The sequence below is a fragment of the Pseudoalteromonas lipolytica genome (genome assembly GCF_001306915.1).
Classification (GTDB): Bacteria; Pseudomonadota; Gammaproteobacteria; order Enterobacterales; family Alteromonadaceae; genus Pseudoalteromonas; species Pseudoalteromonas simplex.
This window is the reverse complement of record NZ_LJTC01000004.1, coordinates 273,573-288,508: the sequence shown is the minus strand read 5'-3', so window position 1 is coordinate 288,508 and position 14,936 is coordinate 273,573. Positions and strand designations below refer to the sequence as shown.

Here is a 14,936-nt window from a genome sequence, read left to right as displayed (position 1 = left end):
GTATTAATGCTCAAGAGCTCTAAACTTTTCGCGTAAGTGGTTACGAATACCAATCGCGGTGATATTCAGGGCGATAATTACTGATACCAGTAAGAATGCCGTGGCATATACCAGCGGACGAGCCGCTTCTACGTTAGGGCTTTGGAAACCAACATCGTAAATATGGAAACCTAAGTGCATAAATTTTCTATCTAAATGTATGTATGGGAAGTTACCGTCAAGAGGCAGTGTTGGTGCCATCTTAACAACACCAACAAGCATTAGTGGTGCTACTTCACCGGCTGCACGTGCAACCGCTAGGATTAAACCTGTCATAATCGCAGGGCTTGCCATCGGAATGATGATGCGCCATAGCGTTTCTGCTTTTGTTGCGCCAAGTGCTAATGAACCATGACGAACCGTACTTGGTATACGTGATAAACCTTCTTCTGTCGAAACAATAACAACAGGCAGCGTTAAAATTGCGAGCGTTAATGCAGACCAAATCACACCTGGCGTACCAAATACTGGGCTTGGCGACGACTCAGGGTAGAATAATTGGTCAATGCTGCCACCGAGCATGTATACAAAGAAACCTAGACCAAATACACCGTATACAATCGAAGGTACACCCGCAAGGTTGATTACCGCGATACGGATCATCTTAGTCACGGCATTTTTTGCTGCGTATTCATGCAAGTAAATCGCTGCAACCACACCAAATGGCGTCACAATCACTGCCATTAGTAATACCATGAATACAGTACCGAAAATTGCCGGGAATACACCACCTTCAGTGTTTGCTTCACGTGGGTCATCCGCTACAAACTTACCAAGTTGTACAAAATAGTGACCAAGCTTAGCAAAGAAGCCCATGTCATTAGGGAACCACACATCAAGAACTTGATACAGAGGTAAAGTAACCACTTCACCGCGCATGTCTCTCACAGTTACTTGGTCACGCTTTGCTTCTTTACGAAGTGCAAATAACTGCTTTTCTAACACTGTGTATTCAGCACGTAACTCAGCACGAGTTTGTGCAAGCTCAGCAACACGCTCATCGGTTAGTTCGTTATCAAGCTGGTATGCTTTTTCTTTTAAGCGTAAACGCTCAAGTTCATAGTTAATATGACCAATATCACCATTTTGTAAGTCTAACGCTTGGTCATTTAGGTCAACAGCACGCTCTACAAGATCATAAAGCACATCGATTTTGTTATCTGTGATAACTTCACCGTCTTTAATAACCTGCTCAACATAACCGTAAAAGTTACCGTTTTTGCTACGTTCGAATACTGCAAGCTCTGCTGGCGCAGTACGCGATGTAATGTCTGTCTCTAGTACCCAACGGAAATCGAGATCAACATACTCACGGTTACCGGTTTTAATCAGTAAGCGCTCTAGCTGCTCTTTGTCGTAATGAGATAAATCAACGCCCGTCGCCTCAATACGTGATTTTGCAACTAGTTCACGGTCATAAATTTCACCGATCACTGTTTGTTTTGCAACAGAGCCTTGCAGCTCAAATTGCACTACTTCTGATGGCCAGAAAAAGCTTAAACCTTTCCAAGCAATCATGGCTAGTAAGCCAAGAACCGAGATTAAACTGATGCTTACCGCACCGCCGGTCATCCAAATCCAAGGAGAACCAGACTTAAACCACTGCTTTACCATGTCGTGTCTCTCCACCTACATTGAACTGTATTTTTCACGCAGTTGCTGACGAACAAACTCAGCCACTGTGTTGAAAACGAATGTGAATATGAATAATACAAATGCTGCTAAGAATAGGATGCGATAATGCGAGCTACCTACCTCAGACTCTGGCATTTCTACCGCGATATTCGCTGCAAGTGTTCTCATACCCTGGAAGATACTCCAGTCCATAATAGGTGTATTACCTGTTGCCATTAGTACAATCATTGTTTCACCTACCGCACGACCTAGGCCCATCATTACTGCTGAGAAGATACCCGGGCTTGCTGTTAGTAGTACTACGCGAACCAATGTTTGCCATTGCGTTGCACCAAGTGCTAATGAACCGTTTGATAAGTGCTTAGGAACACTGAATACCGCATCTTCCGCAATTGAGAAGATAGTTGGGATAACAGCAAAGCCCATCGCAATACCAACAACTAGTGAGTTACGTTGGTCGAATGTCATACCTAATTCATTGGTTAGGTACTGACGCACATTACCGTCAAACATCCAAAGCTCAATTGAGTTACTCATCGCAAACGATAACCAGCCAATAAAGATAACCACTGGGACAAGTAAAATTGAATGCGAACCTTCAGGAATACGGTGACGAATTGACGCCGGTAGTTTGTTCCAGCCGAATGCAGTTAATAAGATACCAATTGGCAGCAACACCAATAATCCGACAATCGCTGGTAAATGTTCTTCAATTAATGGTGCTAACCAAAGACCTGCTAAGAAACCTAAGATTACCGTTGGTAATGCTTCCATAATTTCTACAGTCGGCTTAACCACTTTACGTAATTCACTCGACATAAAGTACGCCGTGTAAATTGCCGCTGAAAGCGCAATGGGTACCGCAAATAACATTGCGTACATTGCAGCTTTAATCGTACCGAATGAAATTGGCACTAACGAGAACTTAGATTCAAAGTCATCACTCGCAGACGTTGACTGCCAGATATAACCCGGCTCTGGATAGCCTTCGTACCACACTTCTTGCCACAACGCAGACCAGGTTACTTCTGGGTGCTCGTTATGGATTTCAATCACTTTTAACGCGTCATCAGCAAGAATCAGTGCCGCATTTGAACGTGGTGAAATAGCAAAGTTTTGAATTGGACCTTCGTTTACTTTACCTTGCCATAGTTTTGCATCACTGGTTGTGTAATAAATACCAAGCTCACCGTTAGCACCCGCTGTGAAGAAGGTACGACGATAGAACTCAGTAAAAATATTTAGTTTCGATTGCTTGCTGGTTTCAAATGCACGAATCTTTTGGAACTCACGGCCATTTTCAGTGTTTACTTCAAACCACTGTGATACTTCGCCATTATCGTTAGCAAGCATCAGTGAGTTGGCACCCGCTAATAGCTGAGTTGAAACTAGGTTCGCGTTTTCTTCATTCGCTGCAAGCAGTTGGATTTGCTCAACTTCAGAAGGGTAACGGGTATCATATACGTAAATTTGATTTGCTGAACGCACGAATGTACGTGTTGTATCAGGTGAAATTAATAGCTCATCAACACGACCTTCGATATCAAGCTCAGTACGCTCAACAACCCACTCTACTTCGCCGGTGAACATGTTTTCTTCACCCACAAAGCTGCTAAATAAAACGCGCTTGTCAGCGGTTAAAGCAACAACAGCTGTTTTATCTTCGTAGTGGCTAAATGCAAATTTAGTGATTGCCGCACCTTGATCGTCAACCTCAAGCGCCATATCACCCAACGGGTAATCTAAACGCGGTGTTAATTGGCGTTGGTTGTTCGGGAATGTCACTAAGAATTTTGGCGCAACCACAACAACAGAGCCATTCTCTAGGCCGTATGCGTATTGCCCCTGAAACGGTGCAGAGCTTGCAAAGCTGCTTACATCGCTTGGTAATTCTGTATTAAGAGTGGTGATCTTTTTACCAAATTGCTCTTTTTCAACATTGTAAAAGTCCACATTACCTTTTTCACCGAGTAAAAAGGCAACTTCTGTTTGCTCTTCAATGCCAAGGCCAACAACTTCTGACGCATTTTGTAGTTTTACACTATTACGTGTTTCTACTTTTGCTGATTCAAAAATAGGTTGAACAACATAAAGAAGGTAAAAGAATATGAGTAGCAGTGCTACAAGCACCATTACGCCACCCGCGGAAATACCCCACTTGGCAAACCTGTCTTTAAATAGACGGCTTCTATCCGTATGAAAGGTAGGTTTATTCGGATTGGAAGTCATCAAAACACCCTTAAAACTTAACGTTGCGCGAATTATATTTCACCAAGATGACAGTAATGTTACAAACGTCATAATTCAGTGTAATAAAGCGAGTATTTCAGGGACGTATTTTAAAGTTAAAGAATGACCAAAATAAGTCATTGTGGAGCACTTTTATTACAGTACCACAATCAAGCTAACAAATTGTTATAACTAATTTTTTATAACTACAGTGAAAAAATTGGACAAACATTAAAACAGCATCAATACTCAATGAGACTTATTTTTTCAACAATAAGAATCATTTTTAACCAACGCCTCCTCCCTTTTATTGCATTTTTCTGAGGCTTTTTTATAGAGATTTAAGTATGAAGCAGTTAGTAATTACTATTTTAGGGCCAGACAAACCCGGCCTAGTTGAAGATATTTCTGCCACAATTTTAAACCATCATGGTAACTGGCTGACAAGTAATTTGAGCCACCTTGCAGGTCATTTTGCCGGAATTATCGAAGCCGCAGTACCCGAAGAACATTTGCAAGAATTACAAGATGCTCTTCACAGCTTACCTTATCTTGAAGTTCGAATTGAACGTGGAACTGATACCTTGCCTGATGTTCCGTCTGAGGAAATTAACTTCGTGATTACTGGTAACGACAGACCAGGCATTGTACAAGAGCTAGCCAGCGTTATTCGTCACAAAGGGGCGAATATCACTCACCTAAATTCAAAACAACAAAGTGCACCTAACTGGGGCGTGCCAATTTTTAGTGCTGTTGCCACCGTTGCTTTGCCAATAGGCATGAACAAAGACGAAGTGATCAACGCACTTGAGTCTATTACCACAGACCTAATTGTTGATATTGAGGATGCTTAAACCAAGTACCACTTCTACAACTAAAGTTAGATTAAGCGTGTCACAAAACTGACACGCTTGTCATACTTGTGTCATCTGCATCCTCTACATTCTAACTAGCTATAAACGTTGGAAAACCAGATGAACGCATCACATTCTTCTTCTCAAGCCGTTAATTACTTTGCCAAAGAGCTAAGTTGGCTGTCTTTTAATGAACGCGTGCTGCAAGAAGCCAAAGATAAATCGAACCCAATTATTGAGCGCATGCGCTTTTTAGGTATTTACTCAAACAACATGGATGAGTTTTTCCGTGTCCGTGTTGCCGATGTAAAGCGCCGCATATTACTTAATAAAATTCCTGATGCGAACTTTGAAGAAGACGAAATATTACTTCATCAGATCCAAAGTAAAGTGCTCCAGCTTGGTAAAAAGTTTAACCAAATTCATAAAGATATTTTAAATGACTTAAACGAGCATAATATTCATGTTGAACAACCAGAAGAGTTGTCTGAATTTCATTTGAGTTGGCTGAAAAAATTCTTCCACGACAATGTGCTACAACACATATTGCCGATTTTACTCTCTGAAAAGAAAGACTACTCAGATCAAATCAACGACACCATGACCTATTTGTTCGTCGAGATGACCAATCAAAAAAGTCATTATGCCATGATGGAAGTGCCCACTGACCGCGTATCTCGCTTTGTTATTTTGCCACCAGAGAAAACACGCCGTCACAAAACCATAGTGATGCTAGATGACATCATCGCCTACTTTATTCGCGATGTGTTTAGCAGCTTTTTTAGCTTTGATGATATTCAATGCTACGCCATCAAACTCACCCGTGATGCCGAGTACAATTTGGATGATGAGCTAGAAGAAGGCTTGCTTGATAAAATGTCAAAAGGCCTAAAACAACGTATTTCTGCTGAGCCTGTACGCCTTGTTTATGACGAGAGCATGCCAGCTGAAATGCTTAAAGTGATGAAAAAGCGCCTTAATATTAGTCAACATGATGCATTGATCCCCGGCGGTCGTTACCGTAATTTCCGCGATTTTATTGCGTTTCCGAATGTTGGTCGTCAGTATTTAGAAAACAAACCACTGCCTGCATTACAAAGCACGGCTTTTAACAATCACTCAAGTGTGTTTGATGCCATCTCTGAGCAAGATGTTTTACTGTATTACCCTTATCACACCTTTAATCATTTACTTGAGTTTGTGCGCCAAGCTGCTTTTGACCCAGATGTAACTCAGATTAAGGTCAATATTTATCGCGTTGCGAGTCAATCTCGCCTTGTTTCTACGCTAATTAATGCGGCAAAAAATGGCAAACACGTCACCGTTATGGTTGAGCTGAAAGCCCGCTTTGATGAACAAAACAATATTGAATGGGCAAAAACTCTGAGTAATGCTGGTGTTAAAGTAATTTTTGGTATTCCTGCATTGAAAGTGCACAGTAAGTTATGCGTTATTCACCGTAAAGAAAAGAACAACATAGTGAAATATGCCCATATAGGCACGGGTAACTTCCATGAGAAAACTGCCAAAATTTATACTGACTTTAGTTTATTTACCAGACATGAAGGTATTAGCGAAGAGTGCGATAGCGTTTTTAGATTCATCGAAAGTAGCTATAAACCATTTCAGTTTGATCACTTGATGCTATCACCAGTCAACGCACGACAAACTATTATGTCGCTAATTGATGCTGAAATAACCAATATAGAGCATGGTAAGGCTGGCAAAATTACGCTAAAAATAAACAATCTTGTTGATAAAGAGCTGGTTGATCACCTCTATTTTGCCGCAAGACGCGGCGTGAAAATTCGCATTATTGTGCGTGGCATGTGTTCATTAGTGCCCTCTGCCGTGAACGATAACATTCGTATTATTAGTATTGTTGACCGCTTTTTAGAGCACCCTCGGGTGATGGTGTTTCATAATAATGGCGAAGAAAAAGTGTATATTTCATCAGCGGATTGGATGACCCGAAATCTTGATCACCGCGTTGAAGTAGCCGCACCGATTTATGATGAAAAATTAAAACAGCTTATTATTGATATTCTTGAGCTACAGTTTAAAGATAGATCAAAAGCGCGCATAATCGATAGCGAACAAAAAAACAGCTATGTGCGCCGTGGCAATCGTAAAAAAATTCGCTCGCAAATTGCCATTTATGACCACCTTAAGAAATGGGAAAGTAACTATAATAATGAATGATTATCCCTCAATTGCTGCCGTTGATTTAGGCTCAAACAGTTTTCATTTAGTGGTGGCAAGAGAGGTCGATGGCTCTTTGCAAATCTTACACAAAGAAAAGCAGCGCGTTTATTTAGCTGATGGTTTAGATGATAAAAATCACTTAAGCCAAGAAGCTATAGAGCGCGCGCTGGCGATTCTTAAGCAGTTTGCTACTACCTTGCAGGACTTCCCCTTAGAGAATGTCAAAGTGGCGGCAACTTACACATTACGCCGCGCGAAAAATATTCATTCGTTCTTAACGCAAGCAAGTAAGGTGTTTCCTTACCCGATTGAAGTTATATCAGGGCAAGAAGAAGCACGTTTAATTTACCAAGGTGTTGCCCATTATATTCATCACGATGAAAACCGCTTAGTTATTGATATCGGTGGCGGCAGTACTGAACTCATCATTGGTAAACACTTTAAGCACAAGTTACTTGCTAGTCGCAACATGGGCTGTGTTAGCTATACCAAGCAGTATTTTGCAGATGGACAAATCACTGCTAAGCGCTTCGCTAAAGCAGAAGTTCGCGCAGAACAAGAACTCGAAGTAATTTTTGCCAATTACTTATCGGCTGGCTGGCAATCTGTGGTGGGAACATCAGGCACAATTAAATCTATCCTTGCCATGATCAATGCCAATGATGCAGAGCAAGAGCTAATTACTTTAGAGCGGCTATTAGAACTAAAAACCCAGTTTATTGCAGCTAAACAAATACAAGCGCTGCAAATTGAAGGTCTTACGCCTGAGCGGCAAGTGAGTATTTGTGGCGGTTTAGCTATTTTAATTGCGGTATTTAGGCTGTTTAAAATCGAAGCGATGCAGTACAGCGATTTTTCACTGCGTGAAGGCCTGCTTCATGAAATGCAGCAAAAGCTCGCCCATAAGGATATTCGCACAAATACCATAGAGAATTTATCTGAACGTAACGCCATAGATAAAGAGCATGCTAATCGTGTCTCGACAACTGCAAAGTGGCTGTTTGAACAAGTAAGAGAGACATGGCATTTGACCGACTCAGATCACATAAATTTATTGGATTGGGCTGCGCAGCTGCATGAAATTGGCTTAGGGGTTAATTCATCAGGGATACATAAGCACAGCGCGTATATCGTGGCGAATAGCCAATTACCTGGCTTTACGCAGCAACAACAAACCTTGCTTAGTTGCATGATCCGTTTTTATCGGAAAAAGATCCGCTTAGAAGAGTTTCCTACACTGCATACCATGCAGCATTATGAAATATTGCAACTTATTGTGATTTTGCGCTTAGCAGTACTGCTAAATCAAAAGCGTATTACCGATCAAGGTTTTAAACTTGAGGTAACAGCCAAGCAAAATAGTATGTTCTTAAAGTTTCACAATAAGTGGCTTAAAGAACATACCTTGCTTTTAGCTGACTTACAGCAAGAGCAAAAATACCTTAAAAAAGTCGGCTTCTTACTCGATTTTCATTAAGCTGATTAATAGATTAATCGATTACATATCCATATGACGGTTAGAGCTTTGCATCATTTGCTTAAGGCCTTGATGTTCAAGCTCAAGTAAACGTTCGAGCTTTTCTTTGCTTTGCTTTGTATCTGCTCGCGACACCAAGTACTCGTATAAGTCGATGACTTTTTGGTGTTGCGTGGTTAAGTAAACCTGAATCGCCTTTTCATCAATTTGCTGATTTGTGCTGATATCGTTAAAAGTAATTAGCTCTGGGTTTTCAGAAAAATACTCATAGCAATAGGTATCAAGCGTGTTTATTTCTGTAATGGCTTTAAAGCCAACGAGATCTTCTGCCAGTTTCTTCTCATATTGCAGGTAATAATCCACCAGCATTTGATTATGCTCGTCCAGTAAGTCTTTAACACTGTGGAAATTGGCTGCCATTTGAGTATGAAATAACACGGTCCAATCATAAACTTGTTGTATTGTTTTAACTTGCATGTGCATTCCTTATTAAAATCAATTTAATATGACTTTGCATAAATCACACCAGCAATAAACAAACCAATTATCAATAAGTTAAAAATAAAATGTGTAACTTGCAGCCAGTAAAAGCGTACAAGTTACACACTGGCTGTAAAATTTATAGGTGGCGTTTACGCCATATAAAGTAAAGCGCAGGTAGCACAAGTAGTGTTAAAACTATGGCACTGAGCATCCCACCGACCATAGGGGCGGCTATTCTGCTCATCACCTCACTGCCCGTTCCAGTGCCATAAAGCACCGGCAGTAACCCTATGATAATAGTGGCAACTGTCATCATCACTGGCCTAACCCGAAGGCCCGCACCATTGATGATTGCTTGGCGCAGCTCTGTAACCGTGAACTGTGCTGATTGCGCTTTGGTATCTTGATACGCTTGGTTGAGATAAACCAGCATGATCACGCCAATTTCCACAGCAACCCCAGCTAGGGCAATAAAACCAACCCCAACAGCAACCGAGAAGTTAAAGCCTTCAAGGTACATCAGCCAAATACCGCCTATCATCGCAAGCGGTAAGGTCAGCATGATCATTGCCACCTCAATAAAGCTTCTAAAATTGAGGTATAACAGCACCACAATAATTGCCAAGGTAAGTGGCAATACATAACTGAGTTTAGCTTTTGCGCGCTCCATGTATTCATATTGCCCCGCCCACGTAATTGAGTAACCAGCAGGTAGCTCGAGTTGCTCATGCAGCGCTTGTTGCGCACGCTCAACATAACTGCCGATATCACTGCCTTCAATGTCGATTAAGCTCCAGCCATTAATACGTGCATTTTCACTTTTAATACCCGGCGGGCCATCTTCGATAAAGACATGGGCAACATCAGCCAATGCGATACGCTGTCCGTTTGGTGTCACTATCGGTAACAACTTAAGCTCTTCTGGCGAGTCGCGATAATCTTGCGGGTAGCGCAAGTTAACTGGGTAACGCTCTTGCCCTTCAACCGTTTCGGTCACATTCATACCACCGATAGCGGTGGCAACTACCTGTTGCACATCAGCAATGTTCAAACCGTACCGTGCTGCTTTTTCACGGTTGATATCAACTTTGATGTAGCGACCACCGGCAACACGCTCTGAGTAAACCGACGCTGTGCCCGGTAAATCTTTTAGGATGACTTCAATTTGCTCACCGATTTTTTGAATTTCACTCAGCTTTGGCCCTGCTACTTTGATCCCCACAGGCGTTTTAATACCAGTGGCAAGCATGTCGATTCGCGTTTTAATTGGCATAACCCACGCATTAGTAAGCCCCGGGAACTTAACCAGATTATCGAGCTCTTTTTTCAGTTTCTCGGTTGTCATACCCTCGCGCCACTGTGACTTTGGCTTTAACTGAATAAAGGTTTCGATCATGGTAAGCGGCGCAGGATCTGTGGCAGTGTCTGCACGACCTACCTTACCAAATACCGACGCAACCTCTGGCACACTGGCAATTAGCTTATCGGTCCGCTGTAAGATTTCACGGGCCTTACCTATTGAAATACCCGGGTAAGTCGTTGGCATGTACATTAAGTCGCCCTCATCAAGGGGAGGAATAAACTCACTACCAATTTTATTAACCGGGTAAAAGCCGATAGCAGCCAACACTAATGCCAGTACCAGTGTTGTTTTCGGCGCTTTTAATACAGCATTTAACAAGGGTTTATAGGCTGCCACCAATAAGCGGTTTACAGGGTTTTTCTGCTCCGAAATAACCTTACCGCGAATAAAGTAGCCCATTAATACTGGCACCAGTGTAATCGCTAAACCAGCCGAAGCTGCCATCGCATAAGTCTTTGTGTAAGCCAGTGGCGAGAACATGCGTCCTTCTTGTGCTTCAAGAATAAACACCGGCATAAAGCTGACAGTGATAATCAATAAACTAAAGAATAACGCGGGCCCGACTTCTGCGGCTGAGTCCATCACCACTTGCCAGCGATTCTCGTCGGTCAGTGGGGTTTTCTCCATATGCTTATGCATATTTTCTATCATCACGATAGCACCATCGGTCATTGCACCAATAGCAATCGCTATCCCGCCAAGCGACATGATATTGGCGTTTATACCTTGCCAATACATCACCACAAAAGCCGTTAAAATGCCCATTGGCAACGTGATAATGGCTACGATCGATGAACGTATATGGAATAAAAACACCACACATACTAAGGCCACCACGATTAATTCTTCAATTAACTTTGAGCTTAAGTTATCAAGCGCTTGGGTAATAAGGTTTGAGCGGTCGTACACAGGGATGATTTCAACTCCCTCAGGCAGGCCTTTTTTGAGCGACTCTAGTTTTTCTTTTACTAGTTTGATGGTTGCTTCGGCATTTTCTCCAAAGCGCATCACTACCACCCCACCGGTTACTTCACCCTCGCCGTTTAGTTCGGCAATACCACGGCGCATTTGCGGCCCAAGTTTTATATCAGCCACATCACGTAATTGCAGTGGCGTGCCATTGGCATTCGTACCCAACGGAATGGCTTCTAAATCTGCGACACTTTTGATGTAACCTGTGCTTGATACCATGTATTCAGCTTCAGCCATTTCTACCACTGAGGCACCACGCTCTTGGTTACCTTGCTTAATTGCTGTTTGAATTAAACTTAGCGGAATACCATAAGCACGCAATTTATCTGGGTCGACATTCACCTGATACTGCTTAACCATACCGCCAACAGACGCTACTTCTGATACGCCCGGCACCGTTTGCAGCTCAAACTTTAAAAACCAATCTTGCAAGCTTCGTAGCTGGCTAATATCGTGCTTACCAGTTTTATCCACCAGCGCATACAAGTAAATCCAGCCTACCCCTGTTGCATCAGGGCCAAGTTCAGGCCTCGCTGAATCCGGTAAGCGAGCACTTACTTGACTCAAATACTCTTGTACTCGACTACGGGCCCAGTAAAGGTCGGTGTCTTCATTAAAAATAACGTATACATAAGAGTCACCAAAAAACGAAAAGCCCCTTACCGTTTCAGCACCCGGCACCGACAACATGGCTGTAGTGATAGGAAACGTTACTTGGTCTTGCACCACTTGTGGCGCTTGTCCTGGGTAAGATGTTTTTACAATAACCTGTATATCAGATAAGTCAGGCAAGGCATCAACTGGGGTATTCTTTAAAGAAAACATCCCAAAACCTGCCAACATTAAAGACAGCAGTAATACAAAGAAGCGATTACCGACTGACCAACGGATCACGGCAGCTATCATTGCATTTCTCCTTGCATAGGGTGGCTCATGGTCATGATGTCAAAAATCACAAACTCACCTTCCACCAATTTAAAGGTAAAATGCACTTCATCATCGCTTTGTAAACTAGACATATCGATGCGCGGCGAAAAGTGAAACTCCATAGTTGCAGCCCCGCGCCCCCACTTAGGGATGGCCTCACGACTGATCACGGCAGTACGGGCTTCGCGATCAATGCTGTTGATCACGCCATTCACCATTGCGCTGTCACTATCCGGTTCTTGCATACGCATAAAGTCAGAACTCTTACTTGATTCTGAATCTATTAAGAACTGCGCTGAAACCACAACGTTATCGTCTTTCAGTAAGCCTGATAAAATTTCGACATCATGATTATCACTACGGCCTAGCGTCACAGCCACTGACTTAAAGCGCCCTTCACCTAAATCAATCACGACACGGTCTTGGCTACCTGTGCGGATCACCGCTTCTTTGGCTATCACTAATTGCGGCTCAGTTGGCTTAGTAGTAATGCTCACTTCAGCAAACATATTCGGTTTTAATAAGCCATCTTGGTTAGCAAAGCGTAAACGCACGCGAAGGGTGCGGTTTTTCTCATCAAGGGTTGGATAAATATAATCGACCTTGCCTTGCCAGCGTTTACCCGGTAAGTAATCTAAGTTCATGGTAACAGGCAAGCCTTTATGAATAAGCCCTGCTTGACGCTCAAAAACTTCAGCCTCAACCCACACTTCTTCTAGGTGAGCAATACTCATCATGGTTGTGCCCGGTTTCACAAAGAAGCCTTCGCGGATATTTAGCTCATCCAATACGCCACTTTGCTTGGCATAAAAGGTAATGTTTTGTCTGACCTTTTGGCTTTGCTCTAATCGCGCAATAAAATCGTCAGAAACATTCAGTGAGGCCAAGCGTGCTTTTGCCGCACGTATAAGCACTGCATTGTTACGTTTTAGGGCAAGCAGTAGCTCTTCTTGCGCATTCACTAGCTGTGGAGAATACAAGGTATAAAGTGGCTCGCCTTGCTTCACTTGGTCACCAGCGGCTTTTACATATAAGGTTTCTATCCAACCTTCGACACGAGGGTGAATATGCACGAGTTGGTCTTGGTCGTATTGCACATAACCAACCGTATCAACGGTCGTTTGTAATGATTTAAACCTTACAGGCGCTGTTCTTACCCCTAAGTTATTAACGACTGCAGGTGAGATCCTCACAGTACCCGGGCTGTCTTCAGCGCTACTTTGCTCTTCATAAACGGGCACTAATTCCATACCCATTGGTGATAACCCCGGTTCATCACGGCGGTAATTGCTGTCCATAGGCGCCACCCAATATAGCGGCTTTTTCTCAGCGCTTGGCATAGCTCCATGATCTGGCTCAGCCAATTTATTTACAGCCGTTGCCAATGCTGCACCTACCGCCAAAGCGATAACTAATTTCACTGTGTTATTCATTGCTAGCTCCTTGGCTTTGTGCTGCATTTATTTGGTTATCTTTTGCTGCTGCGTAATAATTAAGGCGAGCGAGGGTTATTTGTTTATCAATTTCGATGTTTAATGCATCAATTTTCGCGTTAAGTTCGCTAATGCGAGCACGCATCACTTCTGAAAAGTCACCATCATCATTGGTGTAAGCATTTAACGTCGCCTCCGCTTGCTCTGCCATTTGCGGTAATAGCTGCTGTTGATACAGCGCTTTGCGTTGAGCAAGTCGGCTTAATTGGCTAAGCTCTTTAAAATACTGACCTTGCAGTTTTTGCAGGGTAATAAGCTTGTTGGTTTTTACCGCCTCGGCATTAGCTATTGCCGCATTGACTTGTTGATCTTGACGGTTATCAGTAAACAGCGGTAAATCAACACTCACCCCAATAGAGAATAAGTCAGCGCGAGAGTCACCCATCGGGGTATCATCACGATAGCCATAACCAAGGTTCATACCAAATTGCGGCTTATACGCTTCTTTCGCCACTTGCACTTGAGTATTTTTAGCACGCATAGCATGATCAATAGCGATAATAGCCGGGTGGCTCATCAGCACTTCAGTCACCCCAGATGGTGCAAGCTCTTGATAAGCCATAACTGCGGTCACCTTGGTGTTTTCATCGCTCACTGCACCGTTTAGCATTTCAATAGGTAGCCATTGTGCTAGTCGCTTTTTGGCACTATCAAACTGTTGCTCTAACATCACCAGCTTATCTTCAAGCCGAGTCAGCTCTAGCTGAGCGCGAATAATATCCTGCTGGCGAGTCGCGCCAAGTGTATTGGCATAGCTAGCTTCTGTAATATCAATAAGTTGATTAAATAAGGCTTTATCTTGGTTGATCAGTTGAATGCTTTTTTGCGCGCGATAGGCATTTAGCCATGCTTCACTAACAATGGCTTTAACCTGTGCTTGGCGGTCTGCTCTAAGCCAAGGATATTGCTCAGCCGATTGTTTTAATGCTTGCTGCTGTAGGGCAAGGCTATCACCTCGGCTAAATTGTTGTGACAAGCCCACTTTGAATTGCGTCATACCTTCTTGATCAAAGGCAAAGCCATCGGTTGGTAAGTTCATGAGTCCAACGGTTAACACTGGATCCGGCAAGGTACCGGCCGCAATGCTTTGCGCTTCTATCGCCTGTTGCTGGTATTTATTTGCCTGTAACCAAGGCTCGTGAGTCAATGCATAATCAATCACCTGATTGAGCGCCAATGGCTCTGCTTTCACTAAACTTGAGGTTATCAATACTGCGCCTAGAGAAAGCGCCTTAATCAATTTGCTGTGAATCATCACA

General features: G+C 42.9%; 9 protein-coding genes. 3 read left to right on the top strand and 6 right to left on the bottom strand.

Features of this window, described 5'->3' with window-relative positions:
* Positions 1-3 precede the first annotated feature (3 nt).
* Positions 4-1,653, bottom strand: coding sequence for a phosphate ABC transporter permease PstA (gene pstA, locus AOG27_RS07915; RefSeq protein ID WP_054552474.1), 1,650 nt, complete (start codon positions 1,651-1,653; stop codon positions 4-6).
* A 15-nt stretch (positions 1,654-1,668) separates the two neighbouring features.
* Positions 1,669-3,903, bottom strand: coding sequence for an ABC transporter permease subunit (locus AOG27_RS07910; RefSeq protein WP_054552473.1), 2,235 nt, complete (start codon positions 3,901-3,903; stop codon positions 1,669-1,671).
* A gap of 347 nt (positions 3,904-4,250) precedes the next feature.
* Here AOG27_RS07910 and AOG27_RS07905 point away from each other — a divergent pair, with 347 nt between their 5' ends.
* The 3 genes from AOG27_RS07905 to ppx all read left to right on the top strand — a co-directional run bounded on the left by AOG27_RS07905 (position 4,251) and on the right by ppx (position 8,439).
* Entirely contained in the window at positions 4,251-4,757 is a 507-nt protein-coding gene (locus AOG27_RS07905; RefSeq protein ID WP_054552472.1) for a glycine cleavage system protein R, read from the top strand.
* A gap of 120 nt (positions 4,758-4,877) precedes the next feature.
* Entirely contained in the window at positions 4,878-6,959 is a 2,082-nt protein-coding gene (ppk1, locus tag AOG27_RS07900; RefSeq protein ID WP_054552471.1) for a polyphosphate kinase 1, read from the top strand.
* Positions 6,952-8,439 carry an exopolyphosphatase gene (gene ppx, locus AOG27_RS07895; protein ID WP_054552470.1) on the top strand — a complete coding sequence of 496 codons (1,488 nt, stop codon included), beginning with the start codon at positions 6,952-6,954 and terminating at the stop codon, positions 8,437-8,439. Before ppk1 ends, ppx begins: the two co-directional genes overlap by 8 nt.
* A 21-nt stretch (positions 8,440-8,460) precedes the next feature.
* Here ppx and AOG27_RS07890 read toward each other — a convergent pair whose 3' ends face one another.
* From AOG27_RS07890 to AOG27_RS07875, 4 genes are all read right to left on the bottom strand, one after another.
* Entirely contained in the window at positions 8,461-8,916 is a 456-nt protein-coding gene (locus AOG27_RS07890; RefSeq protein WP_054552469.1) for a hypothetical protein, read from the bottom strand.
* Positions 8,917-9,058: 142 nt separating this feature from the next.
* The gene (locus AOG27_RS07885) at positions 9,059-12,163 is read right to left on the bottom strand and encodes an efflux RND transporter permease subunit (protein ID WP_054552468.1); all 3,105 of its coding nucleotides are present in this window, start codon (positions 12,161-12,163) and stop codon (positions 9,059-9,061) included.
* Positions 12,160-13,617, bottom strand: a complete 1,458-nt coding sequence (locus AOG27_RS07880) for an efflux RND transporter periplasmic adaptor subunit (RefSeq protein ID WP_054552467.1) — start codon at positions 13,615-13,617, stop codon at positions 12,160-12,162. Before AOG27_RS07880 ends, AOG27_RS07885 begins: the two co-directional genes overlap by 4 nt.
* Positions 13,610-14,932, bottom strand: coding sequence for a TolC family protein (locus AOG27_RS07875; protein WP_054552466.1), 1,323 nt, complete (start codon positions 14,930-14,932; stop codon positions 13,610-13,612). The genes AOG27_RS07880 and AOG27_RS07875 overlap by 8 nt, the downstream gene beginning before the upstream one ends.
* Positions 14,933-14,936: the final 4 nt, after the last annotated feature.